We start from the raw sequence: 20,444 nt of genomic DNA on the forward strand, positions 1-20,444 counted from the left end.
CGCATATGGTGGCTGGATGAAGCGCACAGCCGCCATCGCGTTCGCGGTGATCGCTTCGGTCGCGTGCGGCGCGGCGAAGCCGGCCGCTGTCCCGACGCCGTCACCCACACCGACCTCGACGTCAACCACCTCGACTTCACCGGCACCCACCGCCACGCCGAGCCCGAGCCCGAGCGCCCCGCCCGAGTTCACCGCCGCGGTCGCGCGGGTGTCGCGTGACCAGCTGCCCTACTCCTGGCGTCCCGGCTGCCCGGTCAGCTACCGCGACCTGCGCCTGGTCACGCTGACGTACTGGGGGTTCGACAACCGGCCGCACACCGGCGAGCTGGTCGTCCGCAAGAACGTCACCGACGACATCAGAAAAGCCTTCAAGAAGCTGTACGACCGGCGCTGGCCGATCAGGCGGATGAAGCTGGTCGACGCCTACAAGGCCAGCGACTTCGACTCCATCGAGGCCGACAACACCTCGGCCTTCAACTGCCGCCGGGTCGACAACTCGCCCAACTGGTCCAACCACGCGTACGGCGAGGCCATCGACATCAACCCTCGTGAGAACCCGTACGTCACCGCGAGCGGCGGCACCTCCCACGCCAACGCCAGGAAGTTCACCAAGCGCCCGCTGCAGGGCAAAGGCGTGATCAACCCCGGCGACCGGGTCGTCAAGATCTTCTCCCAGGTGGGCTGGGAGTGGGGCGGGTACTTCTCCGGCGACAAGGACTACCAGCACTTCAGCAAGGGCGGCGGCTGAGAGGAGCACTGATGGCGGCGCGCGACGGCGACGGCTGGGCCGAATGCGCCCAGGGCCACCGGCACTGGGGCGTCCACGGCGCCTCCGGGCTGCTGGCCGTCCACCACGACGCCCTCGGCGTGCCGCACGTGCTCATGCAGAAACGCTCCTGGTGGAGCCACCACGGCGGCACCTGGGGGCTGCCCGGGGGCGCGCGCGACAGCCACGAGGACGCCGTCGCCGGCGCGCTCCGCGAGGCCCGCGAGGAGGCGGCGCTGCGCGCGGAAGAGCTCCGGGTGCAGGGCGTCTACCTCGACGACCACGGCGGGTGGACGTTCGAGACGGTGATCGCCGCCTCCGCCGAGCTGCTCGCCGCCGCGCCCGCCAACAGCGAGAGCACCGAGATGCGCTGGCTGCCGCTGCCCGAGATCGCCCGGCTCCGGCTGCATCCCGGGTTCGCCGCCACCTGGCAGCAGGTCCAAGGCGCCATCCGGCCCGAGACCATCGTGCTCGACGTGGCCAACATCGTCGGCGCGCGCGCCGAGCGCGGCTGGTGGAGCGACCGGCTCGGCGCCGCCACCCGGCTGCTCCACGACGTCGCCGGGCTCCGGCTGGAACACCCGGTGCTCTCCCGGTGGTACCCGCGGATCGTGGCCGTGGTGGAGGGCGCCGCCAGGAGCGCCCCCGACGTGCCCGGCATCCAGGTGGCCGCGGCCACCGGCAGCGGCGACGACGCCATCGTCGACGTGGTCCGCCGGGCCGAGCCGTGGGAACGCGTCCTCGTCGTCACCGCCGACCGTGCGCTGCGGCAACGCGTCGGCGAACTGGGCGCCGAGACCGCCGGCCCGAAATGGCTGCTGTCCCGGCTGCGCCGGTAGCCGGAGATCGACGGCATCCGGACGTACATCCCCGCCGCGCAGCCGCTATCGTGGTTTCCGCACCGGGAGGGTTCGCATAGTGGACGAGTGCAGCCGCCTTGAAAGCGGCCAGGTCAGCGATGGCCTCGTGGGTTCGAATCCCACACCCTCCGCTCCCGGTACAGCCGCCCCGGCCCGGGGCCGGAGCGGCTGACCCTCACTTCCCCGCGAAACCGTCGCCCACGCTGGCCGCCAGCCTCAGGTACGCCTCCCGCGTCGACTCCTGCAGCCTGTCGAGGTCGATCTCCGCGCCCTCCTCCAGATGCGGGTCGTACGGCACCCGCACGACCGCGCGGCACCTGGCGGCGAAATGGGCCTCCAGCTTCTTGATGTCGACCGCCGACTTCGAGCGCGGCCGGACGCTGCACAGCACCACGGTGGCGCTCTTCACCAGGTCGCCGTACTCGTGCGCCTCCAGCCAGTCGAGCGTGGCCGAGGCCGCCCGGGCGCCGTCGACCGACGGCGAGCTGACCAGCACGATCTGGTCAGCCATGCCGAGCACGCCGCCCATCGCCGAGTGCAGCAGCCCGGTGCCGCAGTCGGTGATGCAGATCGAGTAGAAGTTCTCCAGCACCTCGGCGACGGCCTGGTAGTCGGCCCCGCTGAACGCCTCGGAGACCGACGGGTCACGGTCGGAGGCCAGCACCTCCAGGCGCGAGGGCGCCTGCGAGGTGAACGCCCTGATGTCCACGTACCGCTTGACCTGGTCGCGCTCGTTCAGCAGGTCGCGCACGGTGGCGGACGTCTCCAGCGTCAGCTTGTCGGACAGCGTGCCCCGGTCGGGGTTGGCGTCGACGGCGATGACGCGGTCGCCGCGGACCTGGGCCAGCGTCGCGCCCAGCCCGACCGTCGTGGTGGTCTTGCCCACGCCGCCCTTCAGGCTCAGGACGGCCACGCGGTGGTGACCGCTGGTGACGGGCGTACGGGCTCTGGTGAGCAGTTCGCGGCGGCGGCGCTCCTCCGGCGGCTCACCCGGCTTGATCCAGCCGCCGGACGCCTTGTACACCACGCGGCGCCACCCCTTGGAGGGGGCGTTACGGCGTCCGCGCAGCAGCGTGTCCGGGTCGAGGCTGTCGACCGACGGCCGTCCGGTGACCGGCGGCCGCGGCGGCGCGGTGAACACGTGCACCGGAGCATTGCTGTTCCGCCGCGACACCGGCTCCCGCTCAGCACCCCGCCACTCGGCCTCCCGCTCCTCAGGAGGCCACCCGGCCTGGCGACCCGCCTCCTCGTCAGCAGACCGCCCCGCCCGACGACCGGCATCGTCGTCGGCGGGCCACCCGGACTGGCGACCCGCCTCCTCATCGGCGGGCCACCCGGACTGACGACCGCTCTCGTCGTCGTGCCGCCACTCGGGCTGACGACTTGCCTCGTCGTGCCGCCGCTCGGACCGAGGGCCGCTTCCCTCGTCGGCGGACCGCCACTCGGACCGCGCGCCCCACTCGTCCGACGCCGCGTCGTCGTCCCGCGCCTCGGCGGGACCGCCGACGTCGATCCGCTCCTGCGGGCCCGTCCAGCCGCGCACCTCATCGGGAGCGACCGCCGGCTCGGGACGGGCCTGCGGACCGGTCCAGCCGCGCACCTCATCGGGGACGGGAGCCTCGTCCAGGTCAGGCCGCGAGGACGGCGACTCCGCGCGGTCCTCGCGCGGCTCGCCCCACGGCGAGCGCTCTTCCGACGGGTCGGACTCCCGCTCTGCCCACTGCGGCAGGCTGGTGCGGGGCAGCGTCTCGGACGTCCCGGCCCACTGCGGCAGGTCACCGCGCGGCCCGGCCGGCGAAGAATCGGCCGGCCGCGCGGAACGCTCCTCCTCCGGCCGCACCGGCTCGGGCCACTGCGGCGGCTCGTCGCGCGGCGGCGTGGCCGCCCAGGTGAACCGCTCGCCGTCCTCCCGGACGATCTTCCCGGTGACGTCGTCGGACACCTCGGCCTCGACGGCGCCGTCGACAGGGCCGTCGACAAGGCCGTCGGCAGCGCCCTCGACAGGGCTCACCTCGGGAGCCGCGTCGGCGGAGGGCTTGTCGAACCACGACCGCGCCCCCGCGTCCGTCTCCTCCTGCCGGTCGTCCGGCGAGGAGAGCGGAGGCGGAGTGAACGACAACCGGTAGGTGTCGGTGTCGTCGGGCCGCGGCAGCGGCTTCAGCGGCGCGTCGAACGCGTTCCCGGCGCCCTCGACGGACGCCTCCACGGCGCCGCCTGCCGGAAGGTCCCCTGAAGTGCCGTCCTCGGCCGCGTCGCGCGCCGAAGCCGCCGTACGGAACAGCGGCGGCGTGGGTGCCTCGTGCTCGGGCACCAGCCGCCAGGGGTCCTTGGGGTACGGCGAAGCGGCCGGCTCGTCCGCCGACGCGGCAGGAGCTCCGACGGAGACCGGAGTCTCCTCCTCCTTGATTGCGTCAAGCCAGGCCAGCTGCTCCTCGAGAGATTCTTCTCGATCGTGTCGTGCCACCGTGTTCCCCCTCGGGTGGGTCTAAAGGGGCAGCAAATACCTTGCAGGTTAACGTGAGCGCTTACCGAGCAGTCCGGCAACTCACCACTTCTTTGCCCGGCTACCGTGGTTCACATGCGAGCCATTGAGATCACCGAGCCCGGCGGACCCGAGGTGCTGAAGTGGCACGAGGTGCCCGAACCGAGCGTCGGACCAGGAGACGTGCTCATCGACGTGACCGCCTCGGCGGTCAACCGCGCCGACGTCCTGCAGAGGCAGGGTTTCTACGATCCGCCCCCCGGCACGTCCCCCTACCCGGGGCTCGAGGTCTCGGGCGTGGTGGCGCAGGTCGGCGCCTCCGTCGAACAGTTCAAGCCGGGTGACGAGGTGTGCGCCCTGCTCGCCGGCGGCGGTTACGCCGAGCGCGTGGCGGTGCCCTGGCAGCAGGTCATGCCCGTACCCGAGCGGGTGTCGCCGCGCGAGGCCGCGGGCCTGCCCGAGGTGGCGTGCACCGTGTGGTCCAACGTCTTCATGATCGGACGCCTGCGCAAGGGCGAGACCCTGCTCGTGCACGGCGGCGCCAGCGGCATCGGCACGTTCGCGATCCAGCTCGCCAAGGCGCTCGGGGCCCGCGTGGTCACGACCGTCGGCTCGGCGGAGAAGGCCGAGCGGGTGCGGGCGCTGGGCGCCGACGAAGTGATCAACTATCGCGAGGACGACTTCTCCGAGCGGGTCCGCGCCGACGTCATCCTCGACATCATGGGCGGCAGGTACCTGGCGGGCAACATCCGCGCGCTGAACACCGGCGGCCGGCTCGTCATCATCGGCCTGCAGGGCGGCCGCAAGGCCGAGATCGACCTCGGGGCGATGCTGTCGAAGCGGGTGGCCGTGCACGCCACGACCCTGCGCGCGCGTCCGGTCGACGACAAGGGCGTCATCGTCCGCAGCGTCGTCGACAACGTGTGGCCGCTGGTCGCGGCCGGTGCGGTACGCCCGGTCGTGCACGCCGAGGTGCCCATGGCGGACGCCGCGGAAGCGCACCGGATGTTGGATTCCGGAGAGCACGTCGGCAAGATCCTGCTAGTACGGTGAGTGTTATGAATGCTGAGGACAACAACACCCCCCACATCGTGGTGGTAGGCCCTGACTTCCAAGGTCAGGGCGATGACGGCGAGGAGGATCGCTCGGTCACCAACCTGGTCGAGCAGCCCGCCAAGGTGATGCGCATCGGCAGCATGATCCGCCAGCTTCTCGAGGAGGTCCGCGCGGCTCCCCTCGACGAGGCCAGCCGCAAGCGGTTGAAGGAGATCCACGAGTCCTCCATCAAGGAGCTCGAGGACGGCTTGGCCCCTGAGCTGGTCGACGAACTGGAGCGCCTGTCGCTCCCGTTCACCGACGACAACGGCACGCCGCCCAGCGAGGCCGAGTTGCGCATCGCGCACGCCCAGCTGGTCGGCTGGCTCGAAGGGTTGTTCCACGGCATCCAGACCACGCTGTTCGCCCAGCAGATGGCCGCCCGCGCTCAGCTGGAGCAGATGCGCAGGGCGCTGCCGGGCGTGCCCGGCGACGACCAGCAGCGGCCCCACGGCTCTGGCCCCTACCTGTAGAGCTTCTCGATCACCAGCGCCACACCGTCGTCGTCGTTGGTCGCGGTCACGTGATCGACCACGGCCAGCACGTCGGGGTGGGCGTTGGCGACCGCGTACGACGTGCCTGCCCAGCTCAGCATGGGCAGGTCGTTGGGCATGTCGCCGAAGGCCACGCTGTGCGCGGCCGCGATGGCGTGCTCGCCGGCGAGCGCGGCCAGGGCGCTCGCCTTGGTCACTCCCTGGGCGCTCATCTCGACGAGCCCCTTGCGCGACGAGTGGGTGGCGGTCACGAGGTGCCCCACGACCGCGTGCACGGCGGCCAGCAACTCGTCCGCCCCCAAGCCCGCGTGCCGGGCCAGCAGCTTGGCGCACGGACGCCCGGTGAGCGAATCGGCGACGGCAGTTCCCAAGCCCGCATGGGGGAAATCCGACTCGTGCGCATAACCGGCTTCATACTCGACCGAAAATAGCAGTTCGGGGACGTTCGCTCTTAGCTGAGCGACGACTTCCGCGAGCACATCCACCGTGATGAGGTGGGATTCCACTATCCGCTCGGTATGCAGGTCGTAGATCAGGGCGCCGTTTGCGCAGATGGCGAGCCCGTGGTGCCGTACGGCGCCCGCGACCGCCCCCATCCACCGGGGCGGGCGACCCGTCACGAACACGAGCATGGCGCCGGATTCCTCGACTTTGGCGAAGGCGGCGGCGGTGCGGGGAGACACGGTTCCGTCCGTACGCAGGGCGGTTCCATCCAGGTCGGTGGCCACGAGGCGCGGCTCAGGAAGGCTTCGCATAACAGGTTCCAGTTTGCCCGGTGATGCCACGCGACAGAAATCTTCGATGGGACGGGAACACCAACGCTCCAGAATGGTGTTAGATGGGTTGGCGTTGTATTAGCTGATCCCGTTGTGAAAACCAGCATGACTTTGTCTGAGCCACCCCGGGTGCTTGCTGTACGACACACCGGGACTCACGAGGTGTGGGTCCCATAGATTCATCATCCTGAGGGAGAGCTTTTATGGCTCAGGGAACCGTCAAGTGGTTCAACGCCGAGAAGGGCTTCGGCTTCATCGCCCCGGACGGCGGTGCGCCGGACGTGTTCGTGCACTTCTCCGAGATCGTCGGCAGTGGCTACCGCAGCCTTGAAGACGGCCAGCGGGTCGAGTTCGAGATCACGCAGGGCCAGAAGGGGCCCCAGGCCTCTCAGGTCCGCTCCATCTGACCTGAAACACCTGCATTAACCGCAACACAGACCGGGGTCCGTTCCCAGCGGGCCCCGGTCTTTGCATCCCCCGCCCGCATCCCCCACACCCCCCCGCACAGGCGTGCGGCGCCCGCCCCCGGCCGATACCCGGCGACAGCACCCACAATGAGGTCCCCGAGCAGGCCCTCCCACAACAGCGCGAGACCCCCTACCGCGCCCAGCCGACAACCGCGCTGGAGCACCCGACGAGGACCCCGGGCAGGCCCTCCGGAAGCGCCCGGCCACGCGCCCGTCGCCCACACAGGGCCACTCCTGGCAGCGACCCGTAGAGCCTCGTCCCAAGGGCCGCTCGCCCGGCACAGCGCGCTGTTCCGGAGTGGTGTCAGGACGGTTACGGGTTGCGCTCGGGGCGAACCCGGGGCAGGGGTGGGCCGTCAACCTGTGCATGAGGTACTCCTGGTTATGCCACCCCGTGACCGTGGCCGGGGTGCTCGTCCTGCTGGTCAGCGACCATCTGCTCAAGCAGTCCTGGCCCGGGTTCTTCACGGGCAAGCTCAGCGACGTGGCCGGGCTCCTCGTGGCCCCGGCCCTCCTGGCGCTCGTGCTCCCGCGCCGCGCCGACCTGGCGGCCACCGTACTGACCGGGGTGGTGTTCGCGCTCGTGAAGACCACGGAGACGGGCGCCGAGCTCGCCACCCATATCTGGACCTTCGTGGGCGGCCCTTCGCGCGTCCTCGCCGATCCCACCGACCTCCTGGCCATCCCCGCGCTCGCCCTCGCCTGGTGGGCACGCCGGCGCAGCCTCCGCACCGGCCCGCCCCGCCGGACCCTGGCCCTCGTGACGATCCCGCTCGCGGTCCTCGCGACCACCGCGACCTCCGCCGAGCCCAGGCCGCCCACGGCCGTCGCCGTGGACGAGCGGGACGGCCGCATCACCGTCCACACCGCCGACGGCGACACGTGGTCGACCGAGGACGGCGGCCGTACGTGGGATCTCGGCGTCGGCCCGGCCGACGTGCGGCCGTGGAGCGCCCGCTGCGTGCCGTACCGGAGCACGCGCTGCTACCGGGTGGCGGGCGACCGGCTCGTGGTGGAGCAGTCGGACGACGGCAGCGCGACGTGGCGCCTCGCGTGGGCGCCGTCCGCCGAGGAGGTCGAGCGGATCACCCGGCGCCACGACCCGGCCGCCCGCCCGGCCTCGGTGGCCCTGGCCGTCCAGCACCGCCCGGAAGGTCATGTCGTGGTCGTCGCGAACGGCTCCGACGGCATCCTCGTCCGCGACCCGTCGGGCACGTGGCGGCGCGTGGGCTGGCCCGACGGCGAGCCCGCCGACGTCGATCTGACCCCCGAGCGGAACGTGGCGCTCTTCCTCGCCGTGTGCCTGCTCTTCGGCGGCGCAGGGGCGGGTCTGCGCCGCTACGCCCGCGCCTACACGGCGTTCGCGGCCGTCGCGTGCGTGTGCGTGCCGGTGATCGCGCACCCGTTCGCCGCGCGCGGGGTGCGGGGGTGGCTCGCCGACAACCTGCCCGCGCTGGGCGGGCTGCCGTCCGTCGCGGCCCTGCTCGCGCTACCGGTGTGCGCCGTGGCGTGCGTCGTGCTGATCGTCGCCGGACGGGCCAGGCCCCTGCCGATCGTCGTGGGCGTGCTGGGCGGCCCGCTCGTGTACGCGAGCGTCTACACGCCCTTCACTGGCTGGGCGCAGGGCACGCCGGACAGCCACGCGGCGGCCACCGCGATCGCCGTGGTGCTCACCGCGCTCGTGCTGCTGGCGGGCGCCGCCCTCGTAAGGAACGACGCCCGCCGCGCTCACGCGGAAGGGCTCACTTGGCGGGCGTGAGCACGTCGAGCCCCACGTAGGGGCGCAGCGCCTGAGGCACCACCACGGAGCCGTCGGCCTGCTGGTGCGTCTCCAGGATCGCCACGATCCAGCGGGTCGTGGCGAGCGTGCCGTTGAGCGTGGCCAGCGGCTGCGGCTTGCCGTCCTTGTCGCGGTAGCGGACGCCGAGCCGCCGCGTCTGGAACTCGGTGCAGTTGGACGTCGAGGTGAGCTCGCGGTAGCGGCCCTGGGTCGGGATCCACGCCTCGCAGTCGAACTTGCGGGCGGCCGACATGCCGAGGTCGCCGGCCGCGGTGTCGATGACGCGGTACGGCACCTCGATCTTGGCCAGCATCTCCTTCTCCCATTCGAGCAGGCGAAGGTGCTCCGCGTGAGCCTCCTCGGGCAGGACGTAGGAGAACATCTCGACCTTGTCGAACTGGTGGACCCGGATGATGCCTCTGGTGTCCTTGCCGTACGAGCCCGCCTCGCGGCGGAAGCAGGACGACCAGCCCGCGTAGCGCAGCGGCAGGTCGCCGCCACTCAGGATCTCGCGGGCGTGGTAGCCGGCCAGCGACACCTCGGAGGTGCCGACCAGGTAGAGGTCGTCCTCGGGGAGGTGGTAGATCTCCTTGTCGTGGGCCACCTGGAAACCGGTGCCCGCCATGGTCTCGGGCTTGACCAGCACCGGGGTGATCATGGGGATGAACCCGGCCTCGATGGCCTGCTGCATCGCCATGTTGAGCAGCCCGAGCTGGAGCCGCGCGCCGACGCCCTTCAGGAAGAAGAAGCGCGAGCCGGACACCTTGGCGCCCCGCTCCATGTCGATGGCGCCGAGCGCCTCGCCGATCTCGAGGTGGTCCTTCGGCTCGAAGTCGAACACCCGGGGCTCGCCGTGCGTCTCGAGCACCACGTAGTCGTCCTCGCCGCCGGGGGGCGCGCCCTCCTCGACGATGTTGGGCACGGTCTGCAGCAGCGCGTCGAGCTCGCCGGCCAGCTTCTCGGCCTCGGCCTCGGCCGCCTTGACCTGGCCCGCGAGGTCTTTGGCCCGCTGGAGCAGCGCGGCCTTCTCCTCGCCCTGCGCCTTGGAGACCGACTTGCCCATGCTCTTCTGCTCGGCGCGCAGCGACTCGAACGAGGTCAGCGCCGATCGGCGACGTCCGTCGAGGTCGAGCAGCGCGTCGACGACCGAGTCGTCCTCGCCGCGGGCGCGCTGCGACGCCCGGAGCCGGTCGGGATCCTCACGAAGGGTACGCAGGTCAATCACAGAGAAAGGCTACCGGCGCACCGGCCCGTCGCGCTCACCTATAAGCCGTGAACCATCCCGATCAGAGGCGTCCGGCCCGGATGCGGGCCAGCCAGTCGCCCGCCTCGGCGAACTCGCCGTCGCTCGTGCCGCGCTTGACCTGCGGCGCCACGCCGTCGGCCCGCGGGTAGCTGCCGAGGAAGCGCACCTCGCCCGCGATGCGGTGCAGCCCGGAAAGAGCCTCGCCGACGCGCGCGTCGGCGACGTGACCCTCGAAGTCGAAGTGGAAGAAGTAGCGCCCGATGCCGTCGCCGGTCGGCCGCGACTCGATGCGCGTCAGGTTGACCCCGCGTACGGAGAACTCGGTCAGCATCTCCAGCAGCGCGCCAGGACGGTCGTCGGCCAGGAAGACGACCAGCGTGGTGCGGTCGGAGCCGGTCGCCTCCGGCAGCGCGGCGCCCGGCCGCCCGACCTTGACGAACCGGGTCACGGTGTCGGACCTGTCGCCGACGTCGGAGGCCAGCTCGACGAGCCCGTAGTGCTCGCCGGCGATGGGAGCCGCGATCGCCGCGTCGTACGGCGAGCCAGGCAGAGCCACCTCCTGGGCCGCGGCGGCCGTGGAGGGCGCGGCCACCACGACGGCGTCGGGCAGCTCGCGCGAGACGTAGGCGCGGCACTGCGTGATGGCCGCGGGATGCGTGTAGACCCGCTTGATGTGCGGAATATCGGTGCCGGGCCGGGCCAGCAGCGAGAACCGCACCGGCAGGAGCAGCTCAGCGTTGATCATCAACGGCTCGCCCCAGGCGAACTCGTCGAGCGTCGTGGTGATGGCACCCTCGATCGAGTTCTCCAGCGGCACGACGGCGCCGTCGGCGTCACCCGCGCGGGCGGCGTTCAGCGCGGCGCTCACGCTCGCGCACGGCAGCCGCTCGGCTGTGGGGTCGAGGAGCCGCAGGGCCTCTTCGGTGAAGGTCCCTTCGGGGCCGAGATAGGCGAGTCTGGGCATGCGTCCAGAGTATCCGCAGGTCGAGGGCATATGTCGCTGATTCGCCCACGCGTCCACACAGTGAGACGCTACGGCGTCTCGGCGGCGCGCCGGGCGACCACAGGCCCGAGCCCGAGGCGCGCCGCCCGCACCGCCGCCTCCTCCTCCGGCGACAGCGGCTCCTCGCCCTTGCCGCCCACCACCGGGCGCACGTACGTACGGGTCTCGCTGCGCCCGTTGATCGACGTCAGCACGATGCCGTCGCCCAGCCCGTTGATCATCGCCACGGAGAACGACAGCCGCCCGGTCATCTCGGAGAGCGCGTCGTAACGGCAGACCGCGACGTCGCGCACGGCCTTCAGGTCGCCCGGGACCTCGCTGAGCTGCCGGGCCAGCATGCGCCGCCCCTCTTCGACGGTGGCCCGCGCCTCGCGCAGCGCCAGATAGCCGATCAGCACGCCGCTGACGCCGGCGACGAGGCCCACGATCATCCAACCGGTAATGAGCACACCACGCAGGGTAACGTCACGGCAAAGCGGTCTGCCGTCGTTTCGGCAGCCACGACACGAGCAGCCACACGAGGACGATCGCCCCGAGTCCGTACCCGTTCTGCACGATCTTGCCCAGTACGAGGCTCACCCCCGGGATGTCGGCGGCCTTCAGCGAGACGCCCCACCAGGGCACGGGCACCACGTAGTACAGCCACACGCCGGCCGCCACGCGCAGCCGTACCGGGTCGCGGCCGTCGCCGACGACGGCGGCGAGCACGACCACCACCCAGGCCAGGTGGTGGATCCAGGCGACCGGCGAGATGAGCACCGCCATGAGCCCGACGAGCGCGACCGCGGTGATCGGGTCGCCCCTGTCGTGGGCGTCGCGCGCGCCGCGGAAGCCGTACCAGGCGACCACGGCCACGAGCACCAGCCAGAGCGCGGACGTCAGCAGTTCGGGCCAGTACAGCCGGATCAGCATGCCGCGGATCGACTGGTTGGTGGTGGCCGCGTTGGCGCCGAGCCGCTCGGGGTCGAGCAGCGCCGAGAACCAGAAGCCTGCCGCGTCGCGCGGGATCACCGCGAACGGCAGCAGCGTGAGCACCGCCGCTGTGAACGACGCCATGAAGAACGTCCGCCACTGCCGCGTGACCAGCAGGTAGATCAGGAAGACGCCCGGGGTCAGCTTGACCGCCGTGGCGAGCCCGATCAGGAAGCCGCGCGGCCACCAGGGCCGTTTGGCCACGCAGTCGGCCAGGCACAGCGCCACCAGCAGGATGTCGACCTGCCCGAACCGCACCTGGTCCCTGATCGGCATCAGGTACGTGCCCATCACCATGAGCAGTGCGAACAGCCACGGCGCGTACCTGCGCCCCCGCAGGACCTCGCGGAACGCGAACCCGACGGTCACGGCCAGCGCCACGAAGATCCCGGCCGTCCACACCCACTGGGCGGTCTCCCACGACATCTTGGCCAGCACCACGGCGATCATCGCGGCCACGGGCGGATACGTGAACGGCAGCAGCTGCGGGGCAGGGGTGACGTAGTCGTACAGCGGCCGTCCTTCGAGGAGCATCTGCCCCCCGGTACGGTAGACGTCCAGGTCCACCAGGCGCTGGTCGTCGGGGTTGGTGAGCCACGAGTGCACCAGCGGCGCCGCGGCGGCCACCACCACGAGCGCCACCACCGCCCAGGCCCACCACTGCCGCCGTCCCACACGCACCTTGCCACTTGTCACGATGTGGGACGTTACCGTGGCTGTTGTCGATCGCGGGCAAACACCGGGGGTCTCACCATGCCGAACGCCACGCCGCGCTCTTCCGTCGGCGGGCGCCTGCGCATGCCCCGCGTCGTCCTCGCGCTGTTCCTCGTGGCGGGCGCCGTCCTGGGGCTGACGGCCCCGGCGGCGGGGGCCGCTCAGGCGGTCAGCGGACGGGTGGCGCTGATCGGCGTCCCTGGTCTGGAGTGGAGCGACCTCGACGCGACGGCCACACCGACCCTCTGGCGCCTCGCGGGCGAGGCCGCCTCCGCCTCGCTCTCGACGCGGGCGGTGCCACCGCCCGACCGCGGCGTCACCTGCCCCGCCGCCGGCTGGCTGACGGTGTCGGCGGGTCAGCGAGCCGGTACGGACGGCCGCGGCTGCCCGGCCCCGCCGGAGCCGCGGCGTCAAGGCGCGGGCGCGACGATCCCCGGCTGGGCGGCGCTGGCCGCCTACCAGGGACGCACCGGCTACGCCGCCCGCATCGGCACCCTCGGGCAGCTCGTGGAGGACGGCGGCGGCCAGGTGGCCGCCATCGGCCCAGGCGCGGCCCTCGCCGCAGCCGACAAGTCCGGAAATGTCGCCCACTACGCCGCCACCCCTGACGAGCTCGGCGACCTCACCCCCTACCACCTGATCGTCTTCGACGCCGACGACCTCGCCGCCGCCTGGTTCCGCCGCCCCCTCGACGAGTACGGCGTCCCCACCGCCCTGCCCGCCTCCGAGCGCCGGGCCGCCGTGGCCGCGGCCGACCGCCGGATCGGCGCCCTGATCGACCGGCTGCCGCCCGGCACCACGATTCTCGTGGCGGGCGTATCCGACGTGACGCCGGACGCCCACCTGCACGTGGCGCTGGCCGCCGGGCCGACGCCCGAGGGCGGGACGTTCCCGCACGGCCACCTCACCGCCACCTCCACCCGCCAGGACGCCCTCGTCACCATCACCGACCTCACGTCCACCGCCGTCCGGGTCCTCGGCCTCACGCCGCCCCGCGAGGTCGTCGGACGCCCCTGGCAGCCGGGAGACGCGGCCCAGGACACGCCGTCCGCCACGGTGACCGACCTCGCCGACGCCGACCTGGCCAGCAAGGTGCTGCGCGAGGTCCGCGGCCCGTTCTTCACGGTGCTGGTCACGGCCCAGCTCCTCTTCTACGCCCTCGCCGCCCTCGCCCTGCGCCGCCGCAGGACGGCAGGGAAGGACGCCGCGGGGGCCTCAGGGGTGCTCAGGTCCGTGCAGGTGGTCGCGGTGGTCAGCGGGTCGGTCGCGGTCTCCACGTTCCTGGCCCAGCTCGTGCCCTGGTGGACCCTGCCGGTGCCGATGCTGTCGGTGATCGTGACGATCCTCGGCGTCGCGGGGCTCGTCACCGCCGTCGCCTTCGCCGGCCCGTGGCGCGCCCACGTGCTGGGCCCCCTCACCGTGGTGGCCGCCGTCACGTCGCTCGCCCTGCTGCTCGACGTCATGACCGGCTCGGTGCTCCAGGTGAACGCCGTCACCGGCTACGAACCGGTGACCGGCGGCCGCTTCTACGGCTTCAGCAACATCGCGTTCGCGGTCTACTCGACGGGCACCATACTCGGCCTGGCCGGGGTCGCGCAGTGGCTGCAGGCCAGAGGCGTGGCCAGGCCCGTGGTGATCTCGCTCTGCGGCGCGTACGGCGCCTTCGCGATCTTCGCCGACGGGTGGCCGTCATGGGGAGCCGACTTCGGCGGCGTCCCGGCCTTCGTCGTGGGCCTCGCCGTCTTCCTCATCCTGCTCTCCGGCAGACGCGTCTCCGTCGTCCGGCTCGCGCTCGTCGGCCTGGCCGGAGCGGCCCTCGTGGGGGCACTGTCCGTGATCGACTGGCTGCGTCCCGACGACCAGCGCACCCACCTCGGCAACTTCGTCCAGCAGATCATCGACGGCGAGGCCTGGACCGTCGTCGGACGCAAGTTCGGCGCCATGATCGGCGTGACCGTCAGCAACGTGCCGCTGACGCTGCTCTCGCTGGTCGCGCTGGCCTTCCTGTTCTTCGTCCTGGCCCGGCCCTCGCGCTGGGGGGTCTCGGCGCTCGGCCTCGCCTACACCCGGGCCCCTGCGCTGCGACCTGGCCTGTTCGGCGCCCTCACCTGCGCGTTCGTCGGCTTCCTGATGAACGACTCGGGCATCGCCATCCCCGCCATGGCCCTGACGGTGGCCGTGCCGCTCACCCTCGCGGCGTGCGTACGCGCCCTGCAGCTCGCCGGGCCCACACCACCAGCGCAACAGTCAGGGCGAGCAGCACCCAGGCGAGCTGAGGCCTGAGGACCTCCCTGAGCCAGTCGAGGTCGGCGGGCTGGCCCACCACCCGGGCCGGCAGGTAGGCCAGCGACAGCACGGTCAGGTGCGCGACCACGAACCCGTCGACCGCCGACGCTCCCACGAGCGCCAGCACCCCGAGGGCCAGCCCGTCGTACCAGGGCAGCACGTACGGCGTCGCGAACACGTACGCGACCACCAGCCCGGCCGCGACGGCGGGCGCGCTCAGCCCGGCGCCGGACGAACGCAGCGAGGCCGGCCGCAACAGCGACCACGCCAGCAGCACGAGCACGAGCAGCGATCCGACCTGGATCTCCCCCCGGTAGGCGCTGCCGGTGCCCACCACCGCCTGCAACCAGCCCTGCACCAGCTTCCAGAACGACGCGTGCGAGATCGACTTGCTGGTACGGGTGATCGGCTCGATCGCCTCAGGCCCGACGACCGCGTAACCGGCGACCACCACCGCGACGGCGCACCCGGCCATGACCGCGAGCCGCCCAGGTCGCCGCCGCAACTCCCAGGCCGGCCCCAGCGCCACGAGCCCGGCGTTGACCTTGATCGCCACCCCGAGCCCGAGCAGCACGCCCGACCCGGCGGGACGGCCCCTGGCCAGCAGCGCGGCGACCATGCACGCGATGGCGAGGGTGTCGACGTGCATGCCGGCGACCAGCTGGTAGAGCAGCAGCGGATTGGCCGTCCACAGCAGCGCGGCACGCAGCCGGGCGGACGGGTCGTCCCTGGTGAAGCGGTCGACGAGCAGCCCCGTCACGATGAAGGCGGCGGCGTTGAACAGCGCCAGCACGAAGATCGTCATCCGGACGGAGTCGCCGCCGATCCAGCTCGCCACGGCCTGCAGCGCCGTCGCCACGGGGCCGTACACGCTGGGCTCTTCCCGCCACGGGTCCTCCACCGCGCCGGCCACGGGATCGCCGGGCAGGTCGACCGCGCCGTGGGTGTAGGGGTTGAGGCCGAGCGTCACCATCCGCCCGTAGGCGGCGTAGTTGAGATGGTCGCCCGACCCGGACGGCGGCAGGAAGGCGAGCACTCCGGCGACCACGCACCCGGCCACCACCAGCCACCGGGCCGGGATGTCACGCAGCCACGCCAGCGCGCCCAGCAGTCCGAGACCACCCAGCACGATCGCCACCGCAGCGAGCGCGACGACCAGGTGCGGTTCCGGCGCGGCGGACAGCGAGTACGGCGGCTGCCAGGCGGGCCCGGCCAGCGCGGGCACCATCGCCGACGGCCCGAGCAGCCCGATGACGACCGTCAGCAGGATCGACGCGCCGATCGCCGCCAGAGCCACATGGGCGAGCCGGCCGCGCCGCGTCTGCGAAGTCACCGGGAAATTCCAGCACACCTGCCCGGAGGTCAGCGCCGCCGGGGGAAGAGCCACTCCAGCCCGCGTACGACCGACGGCTCGCGTACGGCGAGTGCCAGGGCCACGTCGCGGAGCTGCCTGGCCCGGTGGAGCTGGGCGCGCAGGTCGGTGCCGGTGGCGCGGTGGGCCATGTCGACCTCGACCTCGGCGACGCGAAAACCCTTGCGCAGCAGGTCGATCGTCAGCGCCGTCTCGACCCCGAACCCGTGTGCCAGCGGCCGGGCCGCCTCGAAGGCGGCCCTGGTGAGGCAGCGCTGCCCGTTGAGCGGCTGGGTGGCCTCGAAGCCGGTGGCGCGGCGGATGCCCTCGCGCGCCAGACGGACGACTAACCCGTGGCCGCCCAGCTTCACGCGCGTGGCGAACGCGGCGATCGTCATGTCGGCCGTGCCGGCGCGTACGGGCTCGATGAGGGGCGCGGCGGCACCGGCCGTCACGCCCAGGTCGGCATCGAGGAAGAGCAGATGGCGGGGAACGTCGCCCTCGTCGAAGAGACGGACCGCCTCGGCGCCCGTCTCCATCGCGGCGGCCTTGCCCCGGTTGCGGCTGTGGCGCACCACGCGGGCTCCGGCCGCGCGCGCCACCCTGCCGGTCTGGTCGAGGGAACCGTCGTCAACGACCACCACGAGGCCCACGCCCGGGAGGGCCGCGGCCGCCTCGACCGTGGCCGCGATGCGGTCGGCCTCGTTGGCGGCCGGGATCACGACCGCCGTGTCGCCACTGGCGCTCATCGTTGCCTACCTCCGCCCGAGACACTCACCGCGCGCGCCACCCGCACGCCCGGACTGACCATGATTCCGCAGCCGCCGGGCCCGCGTGTGCCGATCGCCTCATGACTTCTCGCTGAGGAGGAACTCCTTCGGCACCTCGTCGTGCACGGTGAACACCGAATCGAGCCCTGTGACCTGCAGAATCTTGCGTACGGCGGGCCGCGGCGCGGCCACCTCCAGCGCTCCTCCGCGTTCTTTCATCCGTTTGAGTGCCGACAGCAGCACGTTCATCCCCGTGGAGTCGCAGAAATCCACGGCGGACATGTCGATGACCACTCGGCTCGGCCCGTCCTGCAGCAACCGAGTGAACTCGGACTGCAGGTGGGGTGCCGTGTAGAGGTCGATTTCCCCGGTGATGGCTACGAGCGCGCCGCCGGCTTGTGATCGAGTCGAGACCTTGAGCTCCACATGGGCAGGCTAGCGGCGCGAACGCCTCGGGTCACGTTGTCACGCCGATAGGGGAACGACGGGTTTTTGTCCGGCGTTTGGGCTCCACGGAAACGGAGAGTACGCGAAGCTTGACAGCGTGACACCGGAACCGGCACCGCTTCACGGCGAAGGAGGGGCTGGGGCTCGCCCGGCAGGCCCCGGATCGATGAACGCAGACAAACCTGAAGATCCTCAGCGCCAGGGGCTCCGCGACCGCCTGGAGACCGTCCTCATCCACACCGAGAAGGCGACGTCCTGGCACGACCAGGCGACGCGACTGCGCGGCCTGGTCAACCGCGACGGCTACGTCCCCATCCGGGCCCGGCTGCAGATCGAGGACCTCGAGTTCCTCGCCGGCGCCCGCACCGAGCTGCTCAGGTTCGCCGAGCTCGGGCTCAGGCTGCTCGACCTCCACCAGCCGCGCGACGCGGGCGGCATCACGAGCGACGCCGCCCATCCGATCCTGCGGTGCCGGAGCTGCATGTGGCGCTGGCCGTGCCCGACGTTCCGCGCGATGTCCGAGTCGTTCGGCACGTCCAGGGAAGAGCCCGACACCTCACTCCCTGAGACGGCCTGACGGAGGCGGCCCACCGCGACGCGGCCTTGGGTGACGTGGTGGGTGTCAGCCGCCGACCAGGGGCAGGCGGATCTCGAAGCGGCACCCTGGCCCGTCGTTGACGACCACGATCTCGCCGTCGTGCGCCTCCACGATGCCCTGCGCGATGGCCAGGCCCAGCCCTGCCCCGCCGTCGGCGGTCGGCGTCCGCGCCGCCTCCCCGCGGAAGGCCACCTCGAACACCCGTGACAGGTCCTCCTCGGGGATCCCTCCGCAGCAGTCGGTCACCGACACGCAGGCCACGCCGCGCTCCACGGCGGCCCGCAGCGTGACGGTGCCGTCCGAGGGGGTGTGCCTGATGGCGTTGACCACCAGGTTGCCGAGTGCCCGGCCGAGCGCGCCCGCGTCGGCCTCCACCGGCACGGCGGCGGACGCCTCGGCCGCTATCACGACGCCCTTGGCCCTGGCGAGCGGTTCTGCGCCGGCGAGCGTGTCGGCGACCAGATCGGCCAGCCCGACCCTGCTCCGCGACAGCCGCAGCGCCCCCGCGTGTATCCGCGACAGCTCGAACAGGTCGTCCACCATCCCCGACAGCCGCTCCACCTCCAGCTTGATCTGCCGGTGGTAGCGCGCGACGGTCTCGGGGTCGGTGACCACGCCGTCCTCCAGCGCCTCGGCCATGGCGCGCATCCCCGCGAGCGGCGTGCGCAGGTCGTGGCTCACCCACGCGACGAGTTCCCGCCGCGCCCCTTCCAGGGCCTGCTCCCGCGCGTACGCCTCCTCCAGGGTGTTGGCGATCGTCTGCAGCTCGGCCGGGAGGCCCTGGGGCGCGACGAACGGCAGCCGCCGTACGGCCGCCACCAGCCGCCTGCTCTCCCCGACCACCCGTCTGGCCAGCACGAACGCCACCCCCAGGCCGACGAGACCGCCCACGGCCACGACGCTCAGCACGAAGTCCTTGGTCGGCCCCTCGATGATCATCTTCGTGATGATCGAGACGACGCCGGCCAGCGTGGCGGCGACGGCGACCACCACGACCACGGCCAGCATCACGCCGATCGACTTCGTCCGCAGCCGGCCCATCACCCAGATGCCGGCGAGCGCCACGAGCAGCCCGAGCCCGGCCGTGACGCCCACCACCAGCGGCAGGTCGCCCGTCGCCACCCTGGCCGGCACGGCCGCGGCCACCGCGAGGCCGGTCACGCCGCGCCCTCCAACGGCTCGTACCGGTAGCCGACCCCCCACACCGTCACGATCCTGCGCGGTTCGGTCGGGTCGGGCTCGATCTTCTCCCGTAGCCGCCGTACGTGCACGGTGACCGTGGACGAGTCGCCGAACGACCAGCCCCACACCTGGTTGAGCAGCGCCGACCGGCTGAACGCCTGGCGCGGGTTGCGCATGAGGTGGGCGAGCAGGTCGAACTCCCTGGCCGTCAGCATCACCTCAGCGCCCCGCAGGCGCACCTCGTGGGCGCCGACGTCCACCACCAGGTCGCCGTCACGCAGCACCCCGGCGCCGCCGGTGACGGAGGCTCCGCGCGCCCGCCGCAGCACCGACTGCACGCGCAGCGCCAGCTCGCGCGGGCTGAACGGCTTGGTCACGTAGTCGTCGGCCCCGGTCTCCAGCCCGACCACGCGGTCGATCTCCTCGCCGAGCGCGGTCAGCATGATCACCGGCACCGGCCAGCGTTCCCGCAGTTTCCTGCATACCTGCAGCCCGTCGATCTTGGGCAGCATCAGGTCGAGCACCATGAGGTCGGGCGGGCTCGCGAGCGCCCGGCGCAGCGCCTCGGCGCCGTCGCCCACGCACTCGACCTCGTGCCCGTCGCGCTCCAGATAGCGGGCCACGACCTCGGAGACGGTCGGGTCGTCGTCGACGACCAGGATGCGGGTGTTCACCTCTTCACGGTACGGCTGAGCCCCACGAAAGGGGTGAGGACGTCATTCCTTCGTAAGCCTCGCGGATCATGACGTCAGGACGTACGGTGTCCCCATGGGTAGAGTCGTGATGCTCGTCATAGGGGTCCTGCTCGGCCTCTTCGTGCTGTTCAACTTCGTCCTGCCGTTGCTGGTGGGCCTGATCAAGCTGGCGCTGATCGTCGGCGTGGTCGCTCTGCTCGTCTTCGTCGCGGTCTTCGTGCTCGGCAAGCACTCGCGCTCGCAGTGACGCAGTTCCTGTTCGACCCGTGGCTGCTCGGCATCACCATGCTGGCGGTCCTGCTGCTGGTCGCCTGGGCGGCCGCGCTGCTGCCCGTCCTCGGCGGAGAGCCGGCGGGCGCCCCGCTCTCCTACGCGCGCCGCGCCGCCGTCCGGCGCCGGCGCGGTCCTGACGCGGCGGGCCGGCCGCGCCCACGAGCCCCCTGAACGAGCCCCGCTCCCG

At 72.1% G+C, this 20,444-nt stretch carries 21 protein-coding genes and 1 tRNA gene; 11 read left to right on the top strand and 11 right to left on the bottom strand.

Annotated features, from left to right (window positions below):
• Positions 1-16: 16 nt before the first annotated feature.
• From BLR04_RS26020 to BLR04_RS26030, 3 genes are all read left to right on the top strand, one after another.
• Positions 17-748, top strand: a complete 732-nt coding sequence (locus tag BLR04_RS26020; protein ID WP_245740521.1) for a M15 family metallopeptidase — start codon at positions 17-19, stop codon at positions 746-748.
• Between the two features lie 11 nt (positions 749-759).
• The gene (locus BLR04_RS26025; RefSeq protein ID WP_090770040.1) at positions 760-1,605 is read left to right on the top strand and encodes an NUDIX hydrolase; all 846 of its coding nucleotides are present in this window, start codon (positions 760-762) and stop codon (positions 1,603-1,605) included.
• Positions 1,606-1,670: 65 nt separating this feature from the next.
• Positions 1,671-1,757: transfer RNA gene (locus BLR04_RS26030), tRNA-Ser, on the top strand.
• A gap of 44 nt (positions 1,758-1,801) precedes the next feature.
• Here BLR04_RS26030 and BLR04_RS26035 read toward each other — a convergent pair.
• A complete protein-coding gene (locus tag BLR04_RS26035; protein ID WP_245740525.1) occupies positions 1,802-4,090 on the bottom strand; it encodes a nucleotide-binding protein in 2,289 nt (762 codons plus the stop codon).
• Between the two features lie 114 nt (positions 4,091-4,204).
• Here BLR04_RS26035 and BLR04_RS26040 point away from each other — a divergent pair, with 114 nt between their 5' ends.
• Positions 4,205-5,161 (top strand): NAD(P)H-quinone oxidoreductase, encoded by a 957-nt coding sequence (locus tag BLR04_RS26040; protein ID WP_090770042.1) that lies wholly within the window; start codon positions 4,205-4,207, stop codon positions 5,159-5,161.
• 5 nt (positions 5,162-5,166) lie between these two features.
• Complete coding sequence (locus BLR04_RS26045; protein ID WP_090770044.1) at positions 5,167-5,676, top strand: bacterial proteasome activator family protein; 510 nt, start codon at positions 5,167-5,169, stop codon at positions 5,674-5,676.
• Here the strand turns inward: BLR04_RS26045 and BLR04_RS26050 are convergent.
• Positions 5,667-6,452 (bottom strand): HAD family hydrolase, encoded by a 786-nt coding sequence (locus tag BLR04_RS26050; protein WP_090770045.1) that lies wholly within the window; start codon positions 6,450-6,452, stop codon positions 5,667-5,669. The two genes, BLR04_RS26045 and BLR04_RS26050, sit on opposite strands and share 10 nt — an antisense overlap.
• Positions 6,453-6,676: 224 nt before the next feature.
• On the opposite strand from BLR04_RS26050, the gene BLR04_RS26055 reads away from it, so the two are divergent.
• Both BLR04_RS26055 and BLR04_RS26060 read left to right on the top strand, forming a co-directional pair.
• Complete coding sequence (locus tag BLR04_RS26055; protein ID WP_020542378.1) at positions 6,677-6,880, top strand: cold-shock protein; 204 nt, start codon at positions 6,677-6,679, stop codon at positions 6,878-6,880.
• A gap of 427 nt (positions 6,881-7,307) precedes the next feature.
• Complete coding sequence (locus BLR04_RS26060; RefSeq protein WP_143022205.1) at positions 7,308-8,699, top strand: hypothetical protein; 1,392 nt, start codon at positions 7,308-7,310, stop codon at positions 8,697-8,699.
• Here the strand turns inward: BLR04_RS26060 and serS are convergent.
• The 4 genes from serS to BLR04_RS26080 all read right to left on the bottom strand — a co-directional run bounded on the left by serS (position 8,683) and on the right by BLR04_RS26080 (position 12,637).
• The gene (serS, locus tag BLR04_RS26065; protein WP_090770050.1) at positions 8,683-9,945 is read right to left on the bottom strand and encodes a serine--tRNA ligase; all 1,263 of its coding nucleotides are present in this window, start codon (positions 9,943-9,945) and stop codon (positions 8,683-8,685) included. The two genes, BLR04_RS26060 and serS, sit on opposite strands and share 17 nt — an antisense overlap.
• A gap of 61 nt (positions 9,946-10,006) precedes the next feature.
• Positions 10,007-10,930, bottom strand: coding sequence for a prephenate dehydratase (gene pheA, locus BLR04_RS26070; protein WP_090770052.1), 924 nt, complete (start codon positions 10,928-10,930; stop codon positions 10,007-10,009).
• 68 nt (positions 10,931-10,998) lie between these two features.
• Entirely contained in the window at positions 10,999-11,418 is a 420-nt protein-coding gene (locus tag BLR04_RS26075) for a DUF4446 family protein (protein ID WP_245740526.1), read from the bottom strand.
• Positions 11,419-11,434: 16 nt separating this feature from the next.
• Positions 11,435-12,637, bottom strand: coding sequence for a glycosyltransferase 87 family protein (locus BLR04_RS26080; protein WP_245740527.1), 1,203 nt, complete (start codon positions 12,635-12,637; stop codon positions 11,435-11,437).
• A 57-nt stretch (positions 12,638-12,694) separates the two neighbouring features.
• Here BLR04_RS26080 and BLR04_RS26085 point away from each other — a divergent pair, with 57 nt between their 5' ends.
• Positions 12,695-14,938 carry a hypothetical protein gene (locus tag BLR04_RS26085; protein ID WP_090770057.1) on the top strand — a complete coding sequence of 748 codons (2,244 nt, stop codon included), beginning with the start codon at positions 12,695-12,697 and terminating at the stop codon, positions 14,936-14,938.
• Here BLR04_RS26085 and mptB read toward each other — a convergent pair.
• From mptB to BLR04_RS26100, 3 genes are all read right to left on the bottom strand, one after another.
• Entirely contained in the window at positions 14,841-16,274 is a 1,434-nt protein-coding gene (gene mptB / locus BLR04_RS26090; RefSeq protein ID WP_245740532.1) for a polyprenol phosphomannose-dependent alpha 1,6 mannosyltransferase MptB, read from the bottom strand. The genes BLR04_RS26085 and mptB overlap by 98 nt on opposite strands.
• A gap of 29 nt (positions 16,275-16,303) precedes the next feature.
• Complete coding sequence (locus BLR04_RS26095; protein WP_090770059.1) at positions 16,304-17,041, bottom strand: glycosyltransferase family 2 protein; 738 nt, start codon at positions 17,039-17,041, stop codon at positions 16,304-16,306.
• 99 nt (positions 17,042-17,140) lie between these two features.
• Positions 17,141-17,488 carry an STAS domain-containing protein gene (locus BLR04_RS26100; RefSeq protein ID WP_090770061.1) on the bottom strand — a complete coding sequence of 116 codons (348 nt, stop codon included), beginning with the start codon at positions 17,486-17,488 and terminating at the stop codon, positions 17,141-17,143.
• Positions 17,489-17,675: 187 nt separating this feature from the next.
• On the opposite strand from BLR04_RS26100, the gene BLR04_RS26105 reads away from it, so the two are divergent.
• Positions 17,676-18,086, top strand: a complete 411-nt coding sequence (locus BLR04_RS26105) for a hypothetical protein (RefSeq protein ID WP_090770063.1) — start codon at positions 17,676-17,678, stop codon at positions 18,084-18,086.
• A 45-nt stretch (positions 18,087-18,131) separates the two neighbouring features.
• Here the strand turns inward: BLR04_RS26105 and BLR04_RS26110 are convergent, their stop codons facing one another.
• Together BLR04_RS26110 and BLR04_RS26115 are read right to left on the bottom strand one after the other, a co-directional pair.
• Positions 18,132-19,268 carry a sensor histidine kinase gene (locus tag BLR04_RS26110; RefSeq protein ID WP_245740533.1) on the bottom strand — a complete coding sequence of 379 codons (1,137 nt, stop codon included), beginning with the start codon at positions 19,266-19,268 and terminating at the stop codon, positions 18,132-18,134.
• Complete coding sequence (locus BLR04_RS26115) at positions 19,265-19,963, bottom strand: response regulator transcription factor (RefSeq protein ID WP_090770065.1); 699 nt, start codon at positions 19,961-19,963, stop codon at positions 19,265-19,267. Before BLR04_RS26115 ends, BLR04_RS26110 begins: the two co-directional genes overlap by 4 nt.
• Before the next feature lie 94 nt (positions 19,964-20,057).
• Between BLR04_RS26115 and BLR04_RS40875 the strand changes: the two genes are divergently transcribed.
• Together BLR04_RS40875 and BLR04_RS26120 are read left to right on the top strand one after the other, a co-directional pair.
• On the top strand, positions 20,058-20,231 hold the full coding sequence (locus BLR04_RS40875) for a hypothetical protein (RefSeq protein ID WP_176903281.1): 174 nt from the start codon (positions 20,058-20,060) through the stop codon (positions 20,229-20,231).
• Positions 20,228-20,428 (top strand): hypothetical protein, encoded by a 201-nt coding sequence (locus BLR04_RS26120; RefSeq protein ID WP_090770067.1) that lies wholly within the window; start codon positions 20,228-20,230, stop codon positions 20,426-20,428. Before BLR04_RS40875 ends, BLR04_RS26120 begins: the two co-directional genes overlap by 4 nt.
• Positions 20,429-20,444 lie beyond the last annotated feature (16 nt).

The sequence above is a fragment of the Nonomuraea maritima genome (assembly GCF_900100395.1).
Classification (GTDB): Bacteria; Actinomycetota; Actinomycetes; order Streptosporangiales; family Streptosporangiaceae; genus Nonomuraea; species Nonomuraea maritima.

Coding starts and splice junctions, on each gene's coding strand:
- BLR04_RS26020 (WP_245740521.1), top strand. CDS start 17: ATGAAGCGCACAGCCGCCATCGCGTTCGCGGTGATCGCTTCGGTCGCG.
- BLR04_RS26025 (WP_090770040.1), top strand. CDS start 760: ATGGCGGCGCGCGACGGCGACGGCTGGGCCGAATGCGCCCAGGGCCAC.
- BLR04_RS26040 (WP_090770042.1), top strand. CDS start 4,205: ATGCGAGCCATTGAGATCACCGAGCCCGGCGGACCCGAGGTGCTGAAG.
- BLR04_RS26045 (WP_090770044.1), top strand. CDS start 5,167: ATGAATGCTGAGGACAACAACACCCCCCACATCGTGGTGGTAGGCCCT.
- BLR04_RS26050 (WP_090770045.1), bottom strand. CDS start 6,452: ATGCGAAGCCTTCCTGAGCCGCGCCTCGTGGCCACCGACCTGGATGGA.
- BLR04_RS26055 (WP_020542378.1), top strand. CDS start 6,677: ATGGCTCAGGGAACCGTCAAGTGGTTCAACGCCGAGAAGGGCTTCGGC.
- BLR04_RS26060 (WP_143022205.1), top strand. CDS start 7,308: ATGAGGTACTCCTGGTTATGCCACCCCGTGACCGTGGCCGGGGTGCTC.
- pheA (WP_090770052.1), bottom strand. CDS start 10,930: ATGCCCAGACTCGCCTATCTCGGCCCCGAAGGGACCTTCACCGAAGAG.
- BLR04_RS26085 (WP_090770057.1), top strand. CDS start 12,695: ATGCCGAACGCCACGCCGCGCTCTTCCGTCGGCGGGCGCCTGCGCATG.
- BLR04_RS26095 (WP_090770059.1), bottom strand. CDS start 17,041: ATGAGCGCCAGTGGCGACACGGCGGTCGTGATCCCGGCCGCCAACGAG.
- BLR04_RS26105 (WP_090770063.1), top strand. CDS start 17,676: ATGAACGCAGACAAACCTGAAGATCCTCAGCGCCAGGGGCTCCGCGAC.
- BLR04_RS40875 (WP_176903281.1), top strand. CDS start 20,058: ATGGGTAGAGTCGTGATGCTCGTCATAGGGGTCCTGCTCGGCCTCTTC.